The sequence below is a fragment of the Caballeronia choica genome (genome assembly GCF_001544535.1).
Lineage (GTDB): Bacteria > Pseudomonadota > Gammaproteobacteria > Burkholderiales > Burkholderiaceae > Caballeronia > Caballeronia choica.
The window spans coordinates 72,232-89,917 of record NZ_FCON02000009.1 but is presented as its reverse complement, the minus strand read 5'-3'; the positions used below and the strand labels follow the sequence as shown (position 1 = coordinate 89,917).

Here is a 17,686-nt window from a genome sequence, read left to right as displayed (position 1 = left end):
GTAGTATGACGAACGAACCGGCGCCGGAATAGCGGCTCGTGCGGAAGCCCGTTGTGCCACAGGCAGCAAGGTTCGGAGTTGAGCGAATCCAATGCCGATCCAACACAATTCTTAGCCAGGAATACTGTCGCCGTCTCCCGGCTCGGATCAAGCCGGGCCCGATCGATGCGTGCAAGATTTTCCGCGGGCAACACCTCAATGGTCCAGCTTGATCTGCAACTCCAGCGACTCGGTCGCGCCTGCCAGCCTTTGGTCGCCCGTTCTCGGATTACAGCGTGATCTTACAGCGCGCTTCGCTCGCACGTCGTCCGTCGGCCGCCATCTTGGGCCTGCCCTTGGGGTAAATTTTCATGGCCTTGTCATAGCCATAGAACGCGCATCTCGTCCAACCCTTGTCCGTCATTTCCTCCGCGAGTTGGTAGGCAAAAGACTGGGCCGGCGGGCTCGCATCATTACTTGTCCAGGGGCGCTCTCGATGCGGCGGGCATTGGCCTTGCCTAGCCGGGCGCCTGCGTCAGGTGATAAGTCATCGAATAGCTGAAGCGGCTTGCGGGATGCACGCCGGTCGTCACTTCGATCACGTTGTCACGCACGAAGTAAGTCCGGACGATGCGCATGCCGGCCGATCCGCTGGGCACTTGCAGCGCTTCGGCATCGGCCCCCTCGATGAGCAGCCCCTGTAACTCCTGTTCAACCCGCGTCACCTTGATGCCGTACTGCTCTTCGATCATCGTGTGCACCGGCGCGTCCAACGTCTTTGCGAGCCCTTTCAATTGCCCGTAGGTCGCCTCGACATAGATATCGACGAGTGCGATCGGTTCAGGCGCGGCGCTGCCGCTGTAGCGCACGCCGCCGATGTGCAACCACTTCGCCCCGGGCGCGCAGCGCAGCAAGTCCGCATCGGCCTCGCTGGCTGACATCCGCTCGCGCATGGACACCTGCAGCGTCGTTCCCCTCGCGTAATAGACAAGGTCCGCCAGGGCGTCCATGGACTGGGTGTAGCGCGTTTGCGGGCGGTCGGACATGACCCGCGTGCCGACGCCCGCCTGACGAGTCACCAGACCCAGGCTGCAAAGCTTCTGAATTGCCTGGCGCACCGCATAGCGACTTAGTTTCCACTCCGCGCACAACTCGGCCTCTGTCGGCAGCAACCCGCCCACGGGAGGCCGGCCGTTCCGAATCTCCTCCGCCAGCGCCCGGGCGAGGTCGAGGTGGCGTGGCGAGGATGCAGCGAACACCGCAGCGTTCGGGTCGTCTTGGTAAGCGTTCATGGCGATGAGTTTCCGATCGACGATCGGCGGGGTGTCGGGCGCAATCTTCAGAACCATTCGTACATGTTCTTCGCGCTCACGCTGCCGCGCGGCAAGCGCGTGGCGCCGCGTCTGCGGCGATTCGCCGTGGCGGGGCTGCGCGCGTCGTCGCGCCTGCCCGGATGCCCGAGCGGCGACCTGCTTCTCTTCATGCTCGGACGGGTCAGCCCGCGCTCGTTCGGCACCGACGTCGCGATGGTCGCCTCCGCGCTGTACTCGCCGTTTTCGACGGGCGCCGTTACGCTCGCGAGTGCCAATTCGTATGTGAATCCCCGGGTCGATTTCCGCATGCTCGACGACCCGCGCGATGCGCCGCGCGTCGTCATGGGCGCGCGGCTCGCGGAGCAGTTCCTGCGGGAACCCGGTGTGGCGGCGACTTATAGCGAGGCGCTGCTCTTGCCGCCCGGGATGGCGCTCAATCAATTCAACCGCCCGGGCCTTGCTGGTTCATTGCTCGCAGCGGGCGCGAAGGTGAAGCTCAACGCGCCGGGGCCGCTTCGCCGGTTCGCGCTAGAGCGGGCCTTCGCGGGCGCAAAGCCCTTGGCCGGCCGTCGCGGCGACATTGTGCTGTCGGACGCCGACCTGCTGTCGTCCATTGCTCCGATGGGCCATCCCGTCGGAACCTGCGCGATGGGTCGCGAGAGCGATCCGAAGGCGGTCGTGGATGCTTCGTACCGGGTCTATGGCGTCGGCAACCTGCATGTCGTCGATGCGTCGATCATGCCGGTCATCCCGAGCGCCAACACCAATCTTCCGACGCTGATGGTGGCCGAGCACGCGGCCGACCGGATCCTTGCGACAAGTGCATCATGAAGCGAACGCCTTCGCCTCGCGCCCAAGACGCAGCCCACACCAACCCTTTGACTGAACACGGAGACGCAATGAGAAACATGACCGAAGCCGAAATGACCGACGTGGTGCTGCAACGCTACGCCGACGCACCTGATCCCCGTCTGCGCACGATCATGCGATCGCTGATCCGGCATTTGCATGCGTTCGTCCGCGACGTACGGCTGACCGAAGCGGAGTGGCTCGCGGGCATCGAGTTCCTGACCCGCACCGGCCAGATCAGCGACAACAAGCGCCAGGAGATGATCCTCCTGTCCGACAACCTCGGTGTGTCGGCGCTCGTCAACATGGTGAGCGCGAGCGTGCCGGAGGGTGCGACCGAATCGACGGTGCTCGGTCCGTTCTATGTTCCTGAATCGCCCGCACGGGAGTGGGGCGAATCCGTGCTGCTTCGTGACGGGGACGACGTTCCCCTCCTGATTCACGGCCGGGTTCTCGGACCGCAAGGCGAACCGGTGCCGGGCGCGACCATCGAGATCTGGCAGACCGATGCGAACGGCATGTACGACATTCAGGACAAGGCGCAGCCCGAACACAACCTGCGCGGCTGGTATCGCGCGAGGCAGAACGGCGAGTACCTGCTCAAGACCATCAGGCCCACGTCCTATCCGATCCCGACCGATGGTCCGGTCGGCGACCTGTTGCGCGCCACGGCGCGTCATCCGTTCCGGCCAGCGCACCTGCACGCCGTGGTCTGCGCGCCCGGTTACCAGAAGTTGACCACACACCTGTTTGATGCCGAGGATACCTGGCTCGACTCGGATGTCGTGTTCGCGGTGAAGTCCTCGCTGATCCGCCAGTTCACGCTGAACGAGTCGGCCGAGGCGGCTGCGAAGTGGGGCACGCGCGGGGCCTTCTGGGAACTCGCGAACGATTTCGTCCTGAGCAAAAGCGAGTGACGCCATGTACTTCGTCGTGTTCGCAACCGATCACCCCGGCAGCAGTGCCCTTCGCGCGGGGACCAAGGCCCGGCACACCGAGCATCTGGACGCGGCAGCCAACGGCGTGCGCGTGCTGCAAACCGGACCGTGGCTCGATGCCGACGGCAACGAAGCCGGCTCGCTGCTCGTGCTCGAAGCTGACTCGCTGTCGCTTGTCGATGCATTCATGAAGGCCGATCCCTATGCGCAAGCGGGACTGTTTTCGCGAGTCGAAATCCATCCGTGGCTATGGCGCCGCGGCAATCCGTTTCTGGCGAGCGACGCGAGCCGCGACGCTGACAAACCAACATCAAAGTGACGACCATGAACATCCTGTGGATTGGCTACGGAAAGATGGGCGAGCCGATGGCCGCCCGCGTCGCGGCGGCGGGGCACGCCGTGCAGGTATCCGATACGAGCCGCGAACGGTGCGACGCCGCGCGCGCGAATGATCTGGAAGCGGTGGCGATAACACCGCAGAGCGCGGGCCGTGCCGACGTGATCGTGACGTCGCTGCCGAACGACGCGGCGGCGCTGCAACTCCTCGCGAGCGCCGATGGCGCGCTGAGCAACGTCCGGGCAGGCGCGCTGCTCATCGAAACGAGCACCATTTCAGCGAGCGCATCCGCATCGATTGCGAAGGCCGCGCAAGCGCGCGGGATCGGCTACGTGCGCGGCCCGGTGTCGGGATCGGTGGCGGCGGCGGCCAACGGAGCGCTGACCACGTTCCTCTCCGGCGCGCACGATGCGATCGAACAAGCGCGGCCGATCGTCGGCGCCTATGCGTCGAATCTGGTCGTCGTCGGCGATGCGGAGCAGGCGCGCACGATGAAGTTGGCGATCAACCTGATGGTCACGACGCTGGTCGAGAGTCTCTGCGAAGCCTACACGCTCTGCACCAAAGGCGGCATCGAAGCCGGGACGGCGCTCGAAGCGATTGCCGCGAGCGCGATCGGCTCGCCGCATCTGCGTTACAAAGCCGACGCGCTCCAGCGCCGCGACTTCACGCCGACGTTCACCGTGGCGCAGATGCGCAAGGACCTCCAGTTGATTTCCCAAGGCGCGCGGGAACTGAGCGTGCCGATGCTGCCCGGCGCGGTCGTGGAGCAACTGATGGTCGCCACCGAGGCGTCGGGTTTCGGCGATGAGGATTACCTCGCGTGCGTGAAGGTGATCGCGGGACTCGCCGGGCTTGCCGCATGATTACCATTCATTCGGAGTTCGAAGCATGAAAGAGGACATTCAACCAGCCGAGCGGATCGCGCAACTCGAAAACAGCCGCTATGCCGCGATGCTCGGCAAGGACATCGGCACACTCGAGCGACTGCTCGACGACAAACTGATCTACATGCATTCGAGCGGCGTCGTCGATACGAAGTCGAGCTATATCGACGGATTGCGCTCGGGCGTGTGGGACTACCAGCAAATCGATCGCACCGACGTGCGCATCGAAATCAGCCGCGACGTGGCGCTCGTGTTCGGCAAGCTGTCGATCCGCATGAACACGCGCGGGGCGGCCAAAGCGTTCAGCACTCGTGCGCTTGCCATTTGGCAGCGGGGGCAGCGCGGGGAAAGCGGCTGGACGCTGCTTGCGGTGCATTCCGGGGCCATTCCGGAGTCTCATTGACTTGCGGGCTCAGCGTCCAATGAAGCGCGATGAAGGCACGGTCCGCGTGATCAGACGTATCGAGCGCGGCCGGGTTCGCACTGTCGCCGGCGACCCACCACAATATCTTGACAGATATCGATTTGCGGTAGATCATCCTATATAAATCTAATATCTGACGATCGCGAATCGGGGCCGCATTTGCAGCAACGACAGGAGAAACAATGAGCAAGCTTCAGTTGTCCGTCGCCGTAGGCAACTACGACCGGATCAGGCCGTTGGTCGACGGCGAGGTTCAAATCGACGGCGTGGACCCGGTTTTCATGCTGCAGGATCCCGAAGAGATTTTTTTTCGCGCCTTCAGGCACGCGGACTTCGATATCTGCGAACTCTCGCTCAGCAGTTACTCGGTGAAGACTGCTGCGGGAACTTCCCCTTACATCGCAGTGCCGGTCTTTCCCTCGCGAGCCTTTCGACACACGTCGATTTATGTGCGCTCGGATAGAGGCATTAACAGCCCGGAAGATCTGAAAGGCAAGCGCATCGGTGTGCCGGAATATCAGCTGACGGCTAACGTATGGGTACGTTTGCTTCTCGAGGAGGAGTACGGTGTCAAGCCTTCGGATGTGACCTGGGTGCGCGGCGGTTACGAAGACCCGACCAGGGTGGAGAAAATCACGTTGAATTTGCCCGCGGATGTCAGGGTGGAGAATGCGCCCGAGGGCAAAACGATTTCGAATCTGCTGGCGGACGGGGACATCGATGCCGTCATTGGTCCGCGAGCTCCTTCATGCTTCGACCGTGGACATCCCCAGGTCAAGTATCTGTTCGACGATCCGCACAAAGCCGCAGCGGACTGGTATGCACGTACGAAGCTGTTTCCGATCATGCACGCGCTTGGAGTCAGGAAGACGCTGGCAGAGCGCCATCCCTGGCTGCCAGGCGCAGTGATGAAGGCATTCGAGAAGTCTAAAGCACTTGCTTTGACGCGGTTGAGCGACACGGCGGCCACCAAGGTCACGCTGCCATTCGTCGAGGACCAGTTGCGTGCCGCTCGCAAACTGATGGGTACGGACTTCTGGTCGTACGGCTTTGCGGACAACGAGCATCCTGTCGACCGCTTTCTCGCCCGTCATTTTGCAGAGGGACTGTCAACTCGCCGGCTTCAGCCGCGCGAGCTGTTCCATCCGTCAACCCTCGAAAGCTTTGCAATTTGAACAGAGGACGCAGGGATAGGCCGGGATAGCCGCCCAGGTCGCGGCGTCGCTGCGCGCGCCTTGTGCATCCGTTCCGATCGTCAATCAGCGCGATATGTGCGGCCAGTGCATCCCCGTCAGAATTGGCAGGAGATAAACCATGAAACTTGCTTCGGTCATCGATGCCCAGAAGCTCATCGACGAACACCCGTTCGGCCGCTTTCAACGACTCATCTTTTTCATGTGTTTCGTGATTGTCATGCTGGATGGTTTCGACACTGCCGCGATCGGCTTTATCGCACCGTCGTTACTGACTGAGTGGCATCTCGCGAAGCCGGATCTCGCACCGGTACTGAGTTCCGCACTGTTCGGCCTCGCATTCGGTGCGCTCGTGTCCGGTCCATTGTCCGACCGCGTTGGACGGCGGTCGCTGATGGTCGGGTCCGTGTTCCTCTTCGGTGTTGCCTGTGTCGCCTCCGCATTCTCGGCGAACCTGGGTCAACTGACCGTGCTGCGCTTCGTCACGGGTATCGGCCTGGGCGCAGCGATGCCGGGCGCGGTGACAATGATGGACGAGTTCTGCCCGACCCGGCGCCGCGCGACCGTGACCAGCCTGATGTGCTGCGGATTCCCATTGGGCGCGGCTTTGGGTGGACTGTTTGCGGCATGGTTGATTCCTCATGCCGGCTGGCGAAGTGTTCTGATACTGGGCGGCATCGCACCGATACTCCACACGGTCCTGCTATTGCTCAAGATGCCGGAATCGGTGCGCTTCATGGTTGCAAGTGGCAAGGCTGTAGAACGCATTCGCGCAATTCTCGTGCGTATCTCCGATGAAGCGATCCATGCGCGCGGCTTCGCATTGACCGAGCGCGCGCAGGGAACGGGCGGTAACGGGATCGGGCTTGTGCTGTCGCGACCCTACATCGTCGGCTCGTTGATGCTATGGCTCGCCGCCTTCATGGGCCTCGTGATTATCTACGCGTTGATCAACTGGATGCCAATTCTGCTGAAGGACGCGGGTTTGAGCCCGAAGAGCGCGACGCTGATCTCTGCACTGTTTCCGCTGGGTGGTATCGGTGCGGTGTTATGCGGTGCATTGATGGACCGCTTCAACGCAAATTTAGTGATTGCCGCGTGCTACGCGCTCGCTGCCGTCAGCCTCTTTTGTATTGGAGAGACCGCGGCACACGTAGGCCTGCTCGTGCCCTTCGTTATTGTGTGTGGCGTGCTGGTGAACACCGCGCAAGCTTCAATGAATGCGCTTGCGGCCGCGTTTTATCCGACTGAAGGGCGTGGCACGGGTGTCGCGTGGATGCTCGGCATTGCCCGCTTTGGCGGGATCGCAGGCTCGTTCCTCGTTGCTGAACTCGTACGGTCGCATTTTTCGCTTGTGGGTATCTTCGCGACGATCGCCGTTGCCGGAGCGCTTTCGTGTATCGCTTTGCTGGTCAAGCAGCGTGCACTGCCGCACGTCTTCAGACCGACGCCCGGCGGAGTGGAATCACTGAGTCACTAACGCGGGGCAGTAGTTGCCCCGTCAGTTGCGAGGCGCTGTGCGGGTAGTGCCTCGAGCTATCAATACGTCGTACTCAATCACCCTTCGAGGAGGAGACCCTGGCATGTTCACTCAGGCGCCGACAGCAGCATTCGAATACGCATCAGAAGTATGCGAAGCCATTGATTCAAAGGACGAGCAGCGGTTAGCGCGCTATCTGACAGAAAACTGCACGTTTGTTTACGCCAATAGTGACCCGGTCATCGGACGCGAAAATGTTGCCGAGGCTTCAAAGGCATTCATGGCTTTGATCGCCGGCATCAAGCATCAACTGCTTGATGTCTGGGCGTCCGATGACGTCGTCATTTCGCGGCTCGACGTGACTTACACGCGCAAGGACGGGTCGACACTCAAGGTGCCGGCCGTGACCATCTGGCGCTTGTGCGAGAAACAGATCAATGATTACCGTATCTACATCGACGTTGCGCCACTGTTTGCGCATTGATTGCAAAGGGAGCGCAAGCGCATGAACCGGACGCTTGAAGGGAAGACGATCATCGTCACGGGCGGCGGCACGGGTATCGGGCGCGCGGCGGCCATTGCGTGCGCCGCGGCTGGCGCGCGCGTCGTGGTGGCGGACATCCACGTTGCGCATGGGCGGGACACCGTGTCGGCGATTCGGCACCAGGACGGTGAGGCCATTTTCGTGTCGACAGATGTTGCCGACGAAGCCCAGGTCGAAGCGCTCGTGGCGACAGCGGTAGGCAAGTTCGGACGGCTTGACGGCGCGTTCAACAACGCCGGTCTCGCTCAAGCGAACGTCTTGCTGCATGACTTGACCGTCACGCAATGGCGCCGCATTCAAAGCGTCAACTACGACGGCGTTTTCTTCTGCATGAAACATGAGATACGCGCGATGTTGCGAACCGGAGGGGGTTCCATCGTCAATACATCGTCGACGCTCGGACGGGTGGCGGTGCCGCGCTCGGCCGATTATTGCGGGTCAAAGGGCGGCGTGTTGGGTCTGACTAAGGGCGCTGCTGTCGATTATGGCCAACAGGGTATACGCGTCAACGCGATTCTTCCCGGTGCTGTCGATACGCCCATGGTTCAGGCGCTGACGTCGGATCCTCAGTTTGCCGACCTGATCGAGAAACTTCGGACGTCTCACCCCGTAGGCCGTATTGGCTTACCCGCAGAAATTGCCGCGGCTGCGGTATGGCTCCTGTCGGATTTGTCCTCCTTCGTGACGGGCGCTGAGTTGGCCGTGGACGGCGGCTTTCTCGCGACCTGACCCGATTCCGACATCGGGCGAGGTCATTCATGATTCACCCATTCAAAATGAGCTGACCATGCGACCTCCGGCGACTGAAAGCACGTTGAGAGAACACGTCGTAACGCATCCGCTTGACCCTGAAGATGCGGCGATCATCGCTGCGACTCGAGCGATGTCGAGTTCCATGAAAGGCGTTTTGCGAGGAATCGCAGCACGCGAGCCATTCGATGCCATGATGGAGCGAGTCTTGCCGCGTGATGACGTGACCTTTGAATCCGACACGTTAGGCGGCATACCGGGACTCTGGGTTCATCCTGCGCATCGTCGGTCTGACGAAGCGATCCTCCATCTGCACGCCGGATGGTTCGCCTTGGGAACTTCGAAAGCGTTCCGTCACCTTGTCGGGCACATCGCCGCGAGGGCGGGAGCGAGCGCATTCATCCCGGACTACCGGCTTGCTCCCGAGCATCCTTTTCCTGCGGCCGTGGAGGATGTGCTGGCGTGTTACCGCGGGCTTGAGGCAAGGGACATTCGCCGGATTGCCGTGACGGGTGACTCTGCCGGAGGCAATCTCGCACTCATGCTTGCCGCACACATCCCCGGCGACGCCGTTTCCGGCAAGACGGCGCTTGTAGGAGTGGCCGCGTTGTCGCCAGTGACGGATTTGACGCTCGCGGGCGAGTCGTATGTGACGCGCGCGGATGCCGATCCGTATTTCACGCTCCCGCAGGTGACGGAACTGGTGCGTTCATACTTGGGAAGTGCCGACCCGAAACTTCCACTGGCCTCGCCGCTTTACAGCCGGCTTTCCGGCCTGCCTCCCGTGCGCATCCATGTCGGCGACGACGAAGTATTGCTCGACGATTCGCGCCGATATGTCGAGCGCGCTGTTGCTGCCGGGACGGATGTGCGGCTTGATGTCTGGATGGGAATGCCGCACGGATTTGCGGGCAGTGTCGGAAAGTTGACGGCATCGGCAAAAGCGCTGGATGCTCTCGGCGTCTTCCTCAAAGAGAAACTGCTGGCGGGTGCCGGCTCGCACACTGCGCTGTGAAACCACGATCTCATCGGCGGCAAACCGCCGGTCGTCGATGTCGAGCGCCGCGTCCCAACTGACACGCTCGTCGCCCGAAAATTCCCCGGTTCTGAGGTCGGTGCCAGCATGTGGCGTGCCGTGATCGCATCCGGGCTCGGCGACGGGCTGACGATTCACACCCCAGCTAGCCGAAACAGCGCCCTTTCTGAATTGCCCCGCGCCGTCTTACATGCCCGCAGGCGTCGGATTGCGTTGCTGCATCACAAGATGCTCCAGGGATTGAGACGAATGCATCGGCACCTGATGTATGATCCTCATCGCGAAGGATCATTTGTGAAAAGAAGATTCCGCCCAAGATTGACGTATATCGAATGATGTGTTTCATGAAACATAACGTCAACGGGATTGGGGAATCTCCTGGCGAGACGCCTGTCATCGTCGTATTTATTGCCAACCGGCTCCGTGTCCGACTGGCCACTCTTATGTAGAGGAATGAGCGAATGCCTAAGTCAAACTCCACTGCGACCAAAGCGAAGATGGACGTTGCTATCCGGCCGGGACCGGGACGGGTACCGGGAGCGAAAAGATCTTCCGACGTTTTTGATGACCGTGGCCGGACTGTGCCGTGGATGGCGCGGACGGTGCACAGGCTCTACGACGCGCAAGGGCAGAAGATTCTTGACAGGGAGAACCTTGCTATTGCGCACTGGTACTACCTTCGCGTACTGGCCGAGCGCGGTGAACTGAACCAGTTGGAACTCAGCAAGCGCGTGGGCATTGCATCCACAACCGCAGTGCCTGCGCTGGATAACCTCGAAAAGCGTGGATTCGTACAACGAACCCGAGACCCGAACGACAGACGAAAGTACTTCATCAATTTGCAGGATGAAGGCAAACGGTTGGTCGATGAAATGCTGCCCGAACTGACCGACATGATTTCGGCGTCACTCGACGGGATCACCCAGAAGGATATGCAAGTCTTCTGGAAAGTGATGCATCAGATCGAAAACAACCTGATGCAAATCTCCCAAGGCGACTCGGTCGTGGATTGATCCGGCGGCATCCGAGGCGTTATACGGTGCGCGTTTTTTTAGCGATCCGTTCCGCCAACAACGCCCCGTGGACGATAGCAAAAGTCCGGATGCGCCGGTCGTTGCTACGACGACGATGGCGTCGGGTCATTGCTGACCGGTGCGGAGAACGCCGGCGCGGTCGCGCTCACAACACGCGCATGGTCGGGCGCTCCTGGTTCGGCGGGAAAATACACCAGAACCCGTCCTTGCGGCGAAAGAAAAACATTGCTGCGGTTCCGGCGGCCCTGCGTGCTTCGACGCACACGTAACATTGCCGCCTCGCACGCTGGTTCTTGAATTCGACCACGTGCACCGTGTCCATCGAGGTGGGAGCAAGCCAGCGTTCCACCATCGAGTGCAACGACTTTCCAGCGCTAGCCATCATCTTCTCCTTATCACGTACGCCTTGACCACGTGACTACAACCCGCTGACCACCGGCCTCGCTCACCAAAGGTGCGTTCGCGTCCGCCGGGAGGCCAGTCCGGGCCATCACCTTCAACCCCGTCCGACCACGGACAGGATGGAGCACTGCACACTCATGTCTGCGCGCTTCATGTGCGTGTGCGGCGCATTTGAAAGCCGCACACGCTTGCTACTTGCTCACCTTGATCCGATTGCCTGTTTCACTCGACTGCTCGATTGCATAGAGCACTTCGTGAAGTGCGCATGCGTGATCGAAGCTGGGCGCCGTACGGGTGCCATGGCGCAGGTCATCGGCGATCAACCGGTAAACGCCGGCGACATTGCGCGCCGCAACGGCATCGCCGGCATCGATCGGGAACGGATCCGGGACGTCGAGTTCCTCGTAGCCGTCCTGGCCTTTGCGTCCGAACTCGACGCGCAAGGGCGAGATGTTGATCGCCGGGACGTATTCATTCCTCGCGGTGACGCGCAGATCGCCCTCGCTTCCGTTGATCTCCCACAGCAGCTTCGTTCCGCGCGGCAGGCCACCGCGGACTTGCAACGACAGCGGCGCTCCGGAACGCAGAATCGCGTTCGCCATGAGGTGGTCGGGCGTCTTCATCTCGACGGTTTCGCCCGTCTCGATGATGCGCACGGTTTGCCTGCGTTGCGAGAGCACCGCGTCGATTTGTTCGATATCGCCGAGGACGGCATCGATCGCCGCAATCGCGTGCCCCCCGATCACGGAAAGCAGTGTGGCGCCGTTCCGATTGTCCATGGCGTAGCCGTCACCCTGCAGGATGTCGTCGCCCCAGCTGAAACCCGAACCGACATACGTCGAAGACAGGACATCGCCGATCTTGCCGTCCGCGACGAGCTTGCGGATAAACTGCACTTCGGGGGAGGCGATCGCCTGCGCGCCAACGACGGCCAATGCCTTTTTCTCGCGCGCGAGTTCGGCAAGCGCGATGGTCTCTTCGAGCCCATTGCCGAGCGGCCATTCGCTGTACACGCTCTTGCCCGCCTGCAGGGCCGCCGTGACGACTTCCTTGTGGTGCTGAACCTTGACGGTGACGACGACGATGTCGATGTCCGGCGATGCGGCCAGCGCGGCGGCACTTTCGAATGCCCGCGGGATGTCGAACGCGGCGGCCGCGGCCTGCGCGCTCGCGAGGCTCGTATTCGCCACGCCCGCGAGCTCAAAGATGTCGGACAAGGCCCGCAAGGCCGGGATATGGGCTGTCGCCGCCCAACCGCGTCCCGGGCTCAGGCCGACGATACCGACACGATATTTTCCTTCCATTGCTTCCTCCTCTAACCTTCAGGTAGCTGCTGTAACCTTGAGCGCATGATCCCAAAGGTTGACCCTCTGGAGCCGGCCACAGACGCCGGCCGCGCCCGTCATACGATCTGGTATTTGTACGACGGGTCTTCCTTGTCACGGCGCCCGACATTGAAATTTTCGAGCAGTGCCAGATCTCCGGGAACCGGGTCCGATCGCTGGGAATCGAGCACGATCAAACGATCGGCAATGCGCCATTCACCGTTTCGCCGCTCCATGCGGTCCACGTAGCGAACGTTCACCACCCAATCCATCGCCGGCTTGTCGCCGTCGGGTTTGGTGCGATGGCTTGCCTGCGCATAGTGCTCCGCAAACGCCACGTCGCCGTGCACCTCGACATACTGGTTGCCGGTGAAGTGCTGCGTCGATTCGAAGTTAGGCAACAACTCGGCTGCCCAGTCGATGAAACCTTCGACATCTCCGTTGTACGCGCCGTGCCTGTCGATCGCATCCGGGTGATAACAGGACCGCACGAGATCCCAGTCCATCCGATCGATGCCGCGGCAATAGCGGATATGAACGCGGCGAATCTCCGCTTCATCCAGTAGCTGCTGAAGTTTCGCTTCCAACTTCGGTCTCCTTGATTGAATCGTCGCGGCTGAAGCAATCGATGCCACGCCGCCGGGGGTGAGTGGATTGAACCCTCCACTTGCGAATCCGGAACGCAACCTGACGATCGAGTCGCACTATGCGCCAGCGGTCACTTCACCGTACTCGGATGCGGAGCGTAATTGCCGGTCTCCATCAATTGCGACACTGCGATCGCCCGTGGCGTCCAGCGCAGGGTCGCGCGTGTTTCGAGCAGCCACGCCTGGTAGCCTTCATGAACGTCCTCGGACGGGCCGTGGTGGATCACGCCTTTGGGCACGCATGTCAAGGTTCCTGGCTCCGTACAGCCGCCCCAGGCGCCCGGGCCTCGCACGTAACAGATCACCTCGTCGAAATCGGCGTTGATGTGAACCGGTGGCCGCCCACCGGGACGCGCGCTGAGGTTGAACATCAGAATGTCGCCCGTGCCTGATGACAGAAACTGACTGGGCGGACCGCCCTCAGGCAGATAGGCGTGAACCTGGATTGACGACAGATTGAGCTTCCAGACCGGCACGCTCTCGGAAAGCAGCACGCCTAGCGAAAGGGGGTCGTGTGGCATCGTGAAGACGGTGTTTTCACCATCGAGCGTCTTGAGGATCAGACGGGTCGGTCCGCCGGGCCGGATGTCCTGATCGATCTCTGCGTACTTCAGGTCGCGCGCCACGTTGAGCATGCCGGACGGCGCGGGAGGCGTGAGCTTGACCGCGGAAGGGCTCTCCACGATGACGCTCCGCATCGCGCCGTCGACGGGGGAGTACCGGTATGCGATCGCGCGAGGAATGCAGACGAAGTCCCCCTCGCCGGCAATGAGGCTGCCGACATCGGTTTCGAATTTGACCGTGCCGGACTGAATGAAGTGAATCTCGTCCGCCTCCACGTTGCGGACCACGAACGGCATCGGCGTGCGACGGCCCGAGACATGCAGTCGGACGCCGAGGCGGGAGGTCGCAACGGTGGTGGGAAGCGCTTGCGGGTCGGTCGCATCATCCGGCGTGAGGTGGTCGAGGACCGCCCTGCGCGGCGCGTGCGGCCCTTCGACGGAAAGGTAGTCCGGCGCATACGTTGGTCGGGTAACGACCGACAGCGCGCCTTGAAACCCGTCCCGTGTCCACAGTTGCACGGCGGGTTCTGCGCTTCTCGTCTCATCGCTCATTTGTCACTCTCCTTTTGCTCTCGAACGCATACATCCGCAATAGATCTGGTAATGCGCCCGCCGTGTGCTTCGTGGGCAGGGCCTCGAACTGCACGAGCCTTCATGCGCAAACCATCCCGAAGACGCCGCAAGGGCGGGTCAAGAGGCGAGGGTCGACGGACTCGCGACGCCTGGGCATTCGGTCTGTCCGTATCGTGCGTTGCTGCATCAAATGTTCCATTCATCGCGCTTCGCCGGTGTGAGAGCGAAGTTTCTCGCCGATCAGAGCAGGATTTCGCTATTCGAAAGCCATCGACGCTCGCACGTGTTGATGCCGGAGAACTGGCGACCTTCTTCGTGAACCATGAGGAGATCGCCCGTGTGCAACGCGGTACAGCGATGTCGGTCGTGCGGAGCGGGCTTCGTCTGCGTTGCTCTTCACATCCGATCGCCCGTTCCCGCTGTCCGCTTGCGCGTCATCGCCGCACGAATCCCTTAGGTCCGGGCCGCCAAGCCGACCAGTTGCCGGTATTCATTGGCCGTTGCCGGCTTACGGCCGAGCAGGGCGGCGATGTCCTTCGCCATGTTGAACATCTCGAGGTTGCTCGTGAGTTTCACGTCGCTGTTCGGGTACTTCCACGGCGTGTCTTCCGTGCCGACGCGGATATGCAGACCCATCATGGTGGCGAGGGTGGTCATATAGAGCGATGCGCGACCCGCCGCGCAGACGCTGATGACCGACGTCGGATCGATCTTGCGAATCTGGTCGACCATCAGGAACATGTGTTGCGCCATATCCTGGGCGTCGCTCACCCACGTGCCGGAAACCAGCGTGCGGCCGACGTTGAACGGCAGGCCGTAGAGAATCAGCCAGTTGTACGGCTTCTTGAGAATGCCGGTATCGATCAGCTTGCGCTTGGCAAGCTCGATTTCGCCGGAGCTGTGGACCGCCAATTCGGGCTTGACGCCTAATTCCTCGAGCGTCATGACGGCCGGCAACGCGAACGCCTCCGGATGGCCCGGCGCACACGGCGCGACTTCGGTCAGGCCTTCGCGAGCGGGACTCAAGCACATATCGAACGTCGTGCCGTTCAGCACATTCACGTTCGGCACGAAATCCTTGCCGAAGCGGGCGCGCAGCGGCTCGATAACCTGCTTGTACGCTTCGACCGGCAGGATGTCACGATCCATGCGGCGCCCTTGTGCGTCGGTCATGAACGAGAAGTCGATGTGAACGCCGCAGGCGCCGGCTTCGATCACGGCGGTCGCTTCATCCACGTACGCCTGGAAAGACGACGTGTCTTCAAAGCGGCCGGAGACCGCGCAGTTGATGGCGACCTTCTCCGACACATCCCACTTGGGCTGCAGGTCGGCCCCAGCAATAAACTGATACTCCTCCAATTCGCGTTTGGCGGCTTCCCAGAGCGGCAGCTTTTCGATCATGGTGATCCTCGACACAGGTAGTGAAATTAGGTTCGAAAATGTTCCGAACCCACGGCAATCAAACTGGAGAGGCTTTGGCGAATCGCGGGTCGCTTGAGGGGGGAGCCTGAAACTCCCCTGCCGGAGTGCTTGCACACCACGGCGACCTCCTCGCCACGTCCATCTCCATACATTCGACCTCCCCGAGACGGCGTCTGCCCCGCGACCCCCGCGCAAACGAAACCGCCGGGATGCGAGGGGCTGGCCCCTCTCGCAATCAGATCGGTTGCGCTAAATTAATTCCGCATACGATCGATTTATATCGAATCATACTGTTCGGAATTAAGTAAGTCAAGGCACTCAGGGAAAGCCCTAGTGAACGGCGCGTGAGCGACGACGATCTTGTGCCGCCTGTCGGTAACCGTTTGTCGAAGAATGCGTCGCGATGTTGGTGCCGTAGTCGGGCCCCGCGATGCGCCCAGAGAGTGTCGCTCTGCTTTGGGCGTACGCGTTGCGCGTACCTAAAGCCACCGCTGTCGTGGCAAGGGTTAGCGTTGTATTTTGGTATCCTCATCTAAAAGAAGATGGGGATTTTCGGCAGCGGCCATGTCGGGCTTCAGGGCCGGCTCCTGCCGGACGATCGCGAGCATAAGGCGGTGCGCCTGTTCGGTGTCCCCCGAGGTTTGCTGACGAGACCGTGGACTTCGCACGCGAGCACCGAGAACGAAACGTTGCCAAGTGCTCGCACGCCGGGAAGGGCTACGTGACCCAATGATCTGCAACAGTGAATGCAGTTCGTGAATCGTCCCTGGCTATCAATGTTCGAACACGGCCTTCAGCTTCTGCGGCGGAAGCGCAGAGGTAAGGTCGGCATCCGGTGGTGCCGCGGCGTCGCACTTCGGGTCGAGCCCTTTCGCGCTGTCCGCATACGGGAACGGAAGGATCACAGGAGATTCCTTGTTCACGGTTCCTTGGTATGCCGCTACGCCCTGGCGTACCGCAAAGCGCACATAAGTCGTCGTGCCGTCGAGCGTGTAATAGGGAAATGGCTTCCCCGACTGTTTCGCCGCGAGAAAATGGCAATTCAGCTCGTTGTTGCTTGCAATCGTCGCGATGGCGGGGACCGGAAGGTGAGCCTGCTCGAATGCCTTTATGGCGGCCTGTGCGGTTCCGCCACCATCCGTCACGATGGCGTCGATCTTCGGATATTGCGCGATGAGACCGGCTGTGGCCTTCTGGGCGTCGACGGGATTCCAGTTCGTCACGATGTACTGCTCGTTGAGCAACTTCAGACCCGGGTATTTCTTGAGTCCACCTCTCAGACCATCCATGAAGTTTTGGGAAGTAGTCGCTCCGGGCGATCCACCCATGAACACGACATTTCCCTTCTTGAGTGTGGTTCCGAGCCAGTCAGCCCACAGGACACCGATCTGATTCGTATCGCCCACTACGTTGACGACATAGTCACGGCCAGGAACGCCCGCCATCTGAGCCGAGTACGGGACGACTGCGACGCCCGCTTTCATCGCCGCCCGCATTGCGGGAAGCTGCACCGCGCCGAAGTCGGGAAGCAGAATGAGGACGTTGACGCCCTGCGCCACCATGCTGTTGATGTCGGAGTTCGCCTTCTGGGCGTCGCCATTGGCGTTGCTATAGATGATCCGCTTGACGTTCTTGCACCGACTGAGCTCGTCCCGAGCTTCCTCGAGACCGGTCTTGCGCCAGGTGTTGCCGCCATACCCGTCGGATATGCCGACGATCATCGGCTTTGTGCCGCACATCGGCGTGATGTCGCCTTGATGGTTCGTGATGGAATCTTCCGCCGCGTAGGCAGCAGTACAGAGCAAACCCGTGGAAAGAAGCAGGCTGGCGCTCAATTGCGTAGCCGAGACGAGGATCTTTCCTGGCCAGTATCGAAGATCGCGCCGGTTCTTGAGGCTGCGCTGATGAGCGGGCGTAGTCTCTTGCGCAACGAACGGACTTTGCAGTTTTTGCACTGCAGCTTGCGATACGCCAAGCTTGAATAACATGG

18 protein-coding genes are annotated in these 17,686 nt (G+C 61.3%); 11 read left to right on the top strand and 7 right to left on the bottom strand.

Translation table 11 applies throughout. The features are described from left to right. Positions 1-497: 497 nt before the first annotated feature. Positions 498-1,328 carry a GntR family transcriptional regulator gene (locus AWB68_RS06355; protein WP_235028236.1) on the bottom strand — a complete coding sequence of 277 codons (831 nt, stop codon included), beginning with the start codon at positions 1,326-1,328 and terminating at the stop codon, positions 498-500. Between the two features lie 6 nt (positions 1,329-1,334). Here AWB68_RS06355 and AWB68_RS06350 point away from each other — a divergent pair, with 6 nt between their 5' ends. The 11 genes from AWB68_RS06350 to AWB68_RS06300 all read left to right on the top strand — a co-directional run bounded on the left by AWB68_RS06350 (position 1,335) and on the right by AWB68_RS06300 (position 10,743). Next, positions 1,335-2,123, top strand: a complete 789-nt coding sequence (locus tag AWB68_RS06350) for a GMC oxidoreductase (protein WP_087643498.1) — start codon at positions 1,335-1,337, stop codon at positions 2,121-2,123. Positions 2,124-2,191: 68 nt separating this feature from the next. Then, a complete protein-coding gene (locus AWB68_RS06345) occupies positions 2,192-3,058 on the top strand; it encodes an intradiol ring-cleavage dioxygenase (RefSeq protein WP_087643497.1) in 867 nt (288 codons plus the stop codon). Between the two features lie 4 nt (positions 3,059-3,062). Continuing rightward, a complete protein-coding gene (locus AWB68_RS06340; RefSeq protein ID WP_087643496.1) occupies positions 3,063-3,398 on the top strand; it encodes a YciI family protein in 336 nt (111 codons plus the stop codon). Positions 3,399-3,403: 5 nt separating this feature from the next. Continuing rightward, complete coding sequence (locus AWB68_RS06335) at positions 3,404-4,282, top strand: NAD(P)-dependent oxidoreductase (RefSeq protein ID WP_125482883.1); 879 nt, start codon at positions 3,404-3,406, stop codon at positions 4,280-4,282. Positions 4,283-4,307: 25 nt separating this feature from the next. Then, a complete protein-coding gene (locus tag AWB68_RS06330) occupies positions 4,308-4,706 on the top strand; it encodes a nuclear transport factor 2 family protein (RefSeq protein WP_087643494.1) in 399 nt (132 codons plus the stop codon). Between the two features lie 203 nt (positions 4,707-4,909). Then, the gene (locus AWB68_RS06325; protein WP_087643493.1) at positions 4,910-5,902 is read left to right on the top strand and encodes an ABC transporter substrate-binding protein; all 993 of its coding nucleotides are present in this window, start codon (positions 4,910-4,912) and stop codon (positions 5,900-5,902) included. Between the two features lie 139 nt (positions 5,903-6,041). Continuing rightward, positions 6,042-7,400 carry an MFS transporter gene (locus AWB68_RS06320; protein WP_087643492.1) on the top strand — a complete coding sequence of 453 codons (1,359 nt, stop codon included), beginning with the start codon at positions 6,042-6,044 and terminating at the stop codon, positions 7,398-7,400. Between the two features lie 103 nt (positions 7,401-7,503). After that, positions 7,504-7,884 (top strand): nuclear transport factor 2 family protein, encoded by a 381-nt coding sequence (locus tag AWB68_RS06315; RefSeq protein ID WP_087643491.1) that lies wholly within the window; start codon positions 7,504-7,506, stop codon positions 7,882-7,884. 21 nt (positions 7,885-7,905) lie between these two features. Beyond that, a complete protein-coding gene (locus tag AWB68_RS06310) occupies positions 7,906-8,673 on the top strand; it encodes a glucose 1-dehydrogenase (protein ID WP_087643490.1) in 768 nt (255 codons plus the stop codon). Positions 8,674-8,731: 58 nt separating this feature from the next. Continuing rightward, positions 8,732-9,709, top strand: a complete 978-nt coding sequence (locus tag AWB68_RS06305) for an alpha/beta hydrolase (RefSeq protein ID WP_087643489.1) — start codon at positions 8,732-8,734, stop codon at positions 9,707-9,709. Between the two features lie 482 nt (positions 9,710-10,191). Further along, complete coding sequence (locus AWB68_RS06300) at positions 10,192-10,743, top strand: MarR family winged helix-turn-helix transcriptional regulator (RefSeq protein WP_087643488.1); 552 nt, start codon at positions 10,192-10,194, stop codon at positions 10,741-10,743. A gap of 166 nt (positions 10,744-10,909) precedes the next feature. Here the strand turns inward: AWB68_RS06300 and AWB68_RS06295 are convergent, their stop codons facing one another. The 6 genes from AWB68_RS06295 to AWB68_RS06260 form a co-directional block, all read right to left on the bottom strand. Next, positions 10,910-11,146 carry a hypothetical protein gene (locus AWB68_RS06295; RefSeq protein ID WP_087643487.1) on the bottom strand — a complete coding sequence of 79 codons (237 nt, stop codon included), beginning with the start codon at positions 11,144-11,146 and terminating at the stop codon, positions 10,910-10,912. A 211-nt stretch (positions 11,147-11,357) separates the two neighbouring features. Beyond that, positions 11,358-12,470, bottom strand: coding sequence for a Gfo/Idh/MocA family protein (locus AWB68_RS06290; RefSeq protein WP_087643486.1), 1,113 nt, complete (start codon positions 12,468-12,470; stop codon positions 11,358-11,360). A 98-nt stretch (positions 12,471-12,568) separates the two neighbouring features. After that, on the bottom strand, positions 12,569-13,126 hold the full coding sequence (locus tag AWB68_RS06285) for a nuclear transport factor 2 family protein (RefSeq protein WP_235028235.1): 558 nt from the start codon (positions 13,124-13,126) through the stop codon (positions 12,569-12,571). An 83-nt stretch (positions 13,127-13,209) separates the two neighbouring features. After that, the gene (locus AWB68_RS06280; protein ID WP_087643484.1) at positions 13,210-14,253 is read right to left on the bottom strand and encodes a homogentisate 1,2-dioxygenase; all 1,044 of its coding nucleotides are present in this window, start codon (positions 14,251-14,253) and stop codon (positions 13,210-13,212) included. A 474-nt stretch (positions 14,254-14,727) separates the two neighbouring features. Then, positions 14,728-15,675 carry a 3-keto-5-aminohexanoate cleavage protein gene (locus tag AWB68_RS06270; RefSeq protein ID WP_087643482.1) on the bottom strand — a complete coding sequence of 316 codons (948 nt, stop codon included), beginning with the start codon at positions 15,673-15,675 and terminating at the stop codon, positions 14,728-14,730. Positions 15,676-16,469: 794 nt separating this feature from the next. After that, positions 16,470-17,684, bottom strand: coding sequence for a substrate-binding domain-containing protein (locus AWB68_RS06260; RefSeq protein WP_087643481.1), 1,215 nt, complete (start codon positions 17,682-17,684; stop codon positions 16,470-16,472). Between the last annotated feature and the right edge of the window lie 2 nt (positions 17,685-17,686).

What these genes read in the sequence shown, in the direction of transcription:
- AWB68_RS06350 (WP_087643498.1), top strand. Translation starts at nt 1,335, where the DNA reads ATGTTCTTCGCGCTCACGCTGCCGCGCGGCAAGCGCGTGGCGCCGCGT.
- AWB68_RS06270 (WP_087643482.1), bottom strand. Translation starts at nt 15,675, where the DNA reads ATGATCGAAAAGCTGCCGCTCTGGGAAGCCGCCAAACGCGAATTGGAG.
- AWB68_RS06330 (WP_087643494.1), top strand. Translation starts at nt 4,308, where the DNA reads ATGAAAGAGGACATTCAACCAGCCGAGCGGATCGCGCAACTCGAAAAC.
- AWB68_RS06340 (WP_087643496.1), top strand. Translation starts at nt 3,063, where the DNA reads ATGTACTTCGTCGTGTTCGCAACCGATCACCCCGGCAGCAGTGCCCTT.
- AWB68_RS06355 (WP_235028236.1), bottom strand. Translation starts at nt 1,328, where the DNA reads ATGGTTCTGAAGATTGCGCCCGACACCCCGCCGATCGTCGATCGGAAA.
- AWB68_RS06260 (WP_087643481.1), bottom strand. Translation starts at nt 17,684, where the DNA reads ATGTTATTCAAGCTTGGCGTATCGCAAGCTGCAGTGCAAAAACTGCAA.
- AWB68_RS06310 (WP_087643490.1), top strand. Translation starts at nt 7,906, where the DNA reads ATGAACCGGACGCTTGAAGGGAAGACGATCATCGTCACGGGCGGCGGC.
- AWB68_RS06295 (WP_087643487.1), bottom strand. Translation starts at nt 11,146, where the DNA reads ATGGCTAGCGCTGGAAAGTCGTTGCACTCGATGGTGGAACGCTGGCTT.
- AWB68_RS06315 (WP_087643491.1), top strand. Translation starts at nt 7,504, where the DNA reads ATGTTCACTCAGGCGCCGACAGCAGCATTCGAATACGCATCAGAAGTA.
- AWB68_RS06305 (WP_087643489.1), top strand. Translation starts at nt 8,732, where the DNA reads ATGCGACCTCCGGCGACTGAAAGCACGTTGAGAGAACACGTCGTAACG.
- AWB68_RS06325 (WP_087643493.1), top strand. Translation starts at nt 4,910, where the DNA reads ATGAGCAAGCTTCAGTTGTCCGTCGCCGTAGGCAACTACGACCGGATC.
- AWB68_RS06335 (WP_125482883.1), top strand. Translation starts at nt 3,404, where the DNA reads ATGAACATCCTGTGGATTGGCTACGGAAAGATGGGCGAGCCGATGGCC.
- AWB68_RS06320 (WP_087643492.1), top strand. Translation starts at nt 6,042, where the DNA reads ATGAAACTTGCTTCGGTCATCGATGCCCAGAAGCTCATCGACGAACAC.
- AWB68_RS06345 (WP_087643497.1), top strand. Translation starts at nt 2,192, where the DNA reads ATGAGAAACATGACCGAAGCCGAAATGACCGACGTGGTGCTGCAACGC.
- AWB68_RS06300 (WP_087643488.1), top strand. Translation starts at nt 10,192, where the DNA reads ATGCCTAAGTCAAACTCCACTGCGACCAAAGCGAAGATGGACGTTGCT.
- AWB68_RS06290 (WP_087643486.1), bottom strand. Translation starts at nt 12,470, where the DNA reads ATGGAAGGAAAATATCGTGTCGGTATCGTCGGCCTGAGCCCGGGACGC.
- AWB68_RS06280 (WP_087643484.1), bottom strand. Translation starts at nt 14,253, where the DNA reads ATGAGCGATGAGACGAGAAGCGCAGAACCCGCCGTGCAACTGTGGACA.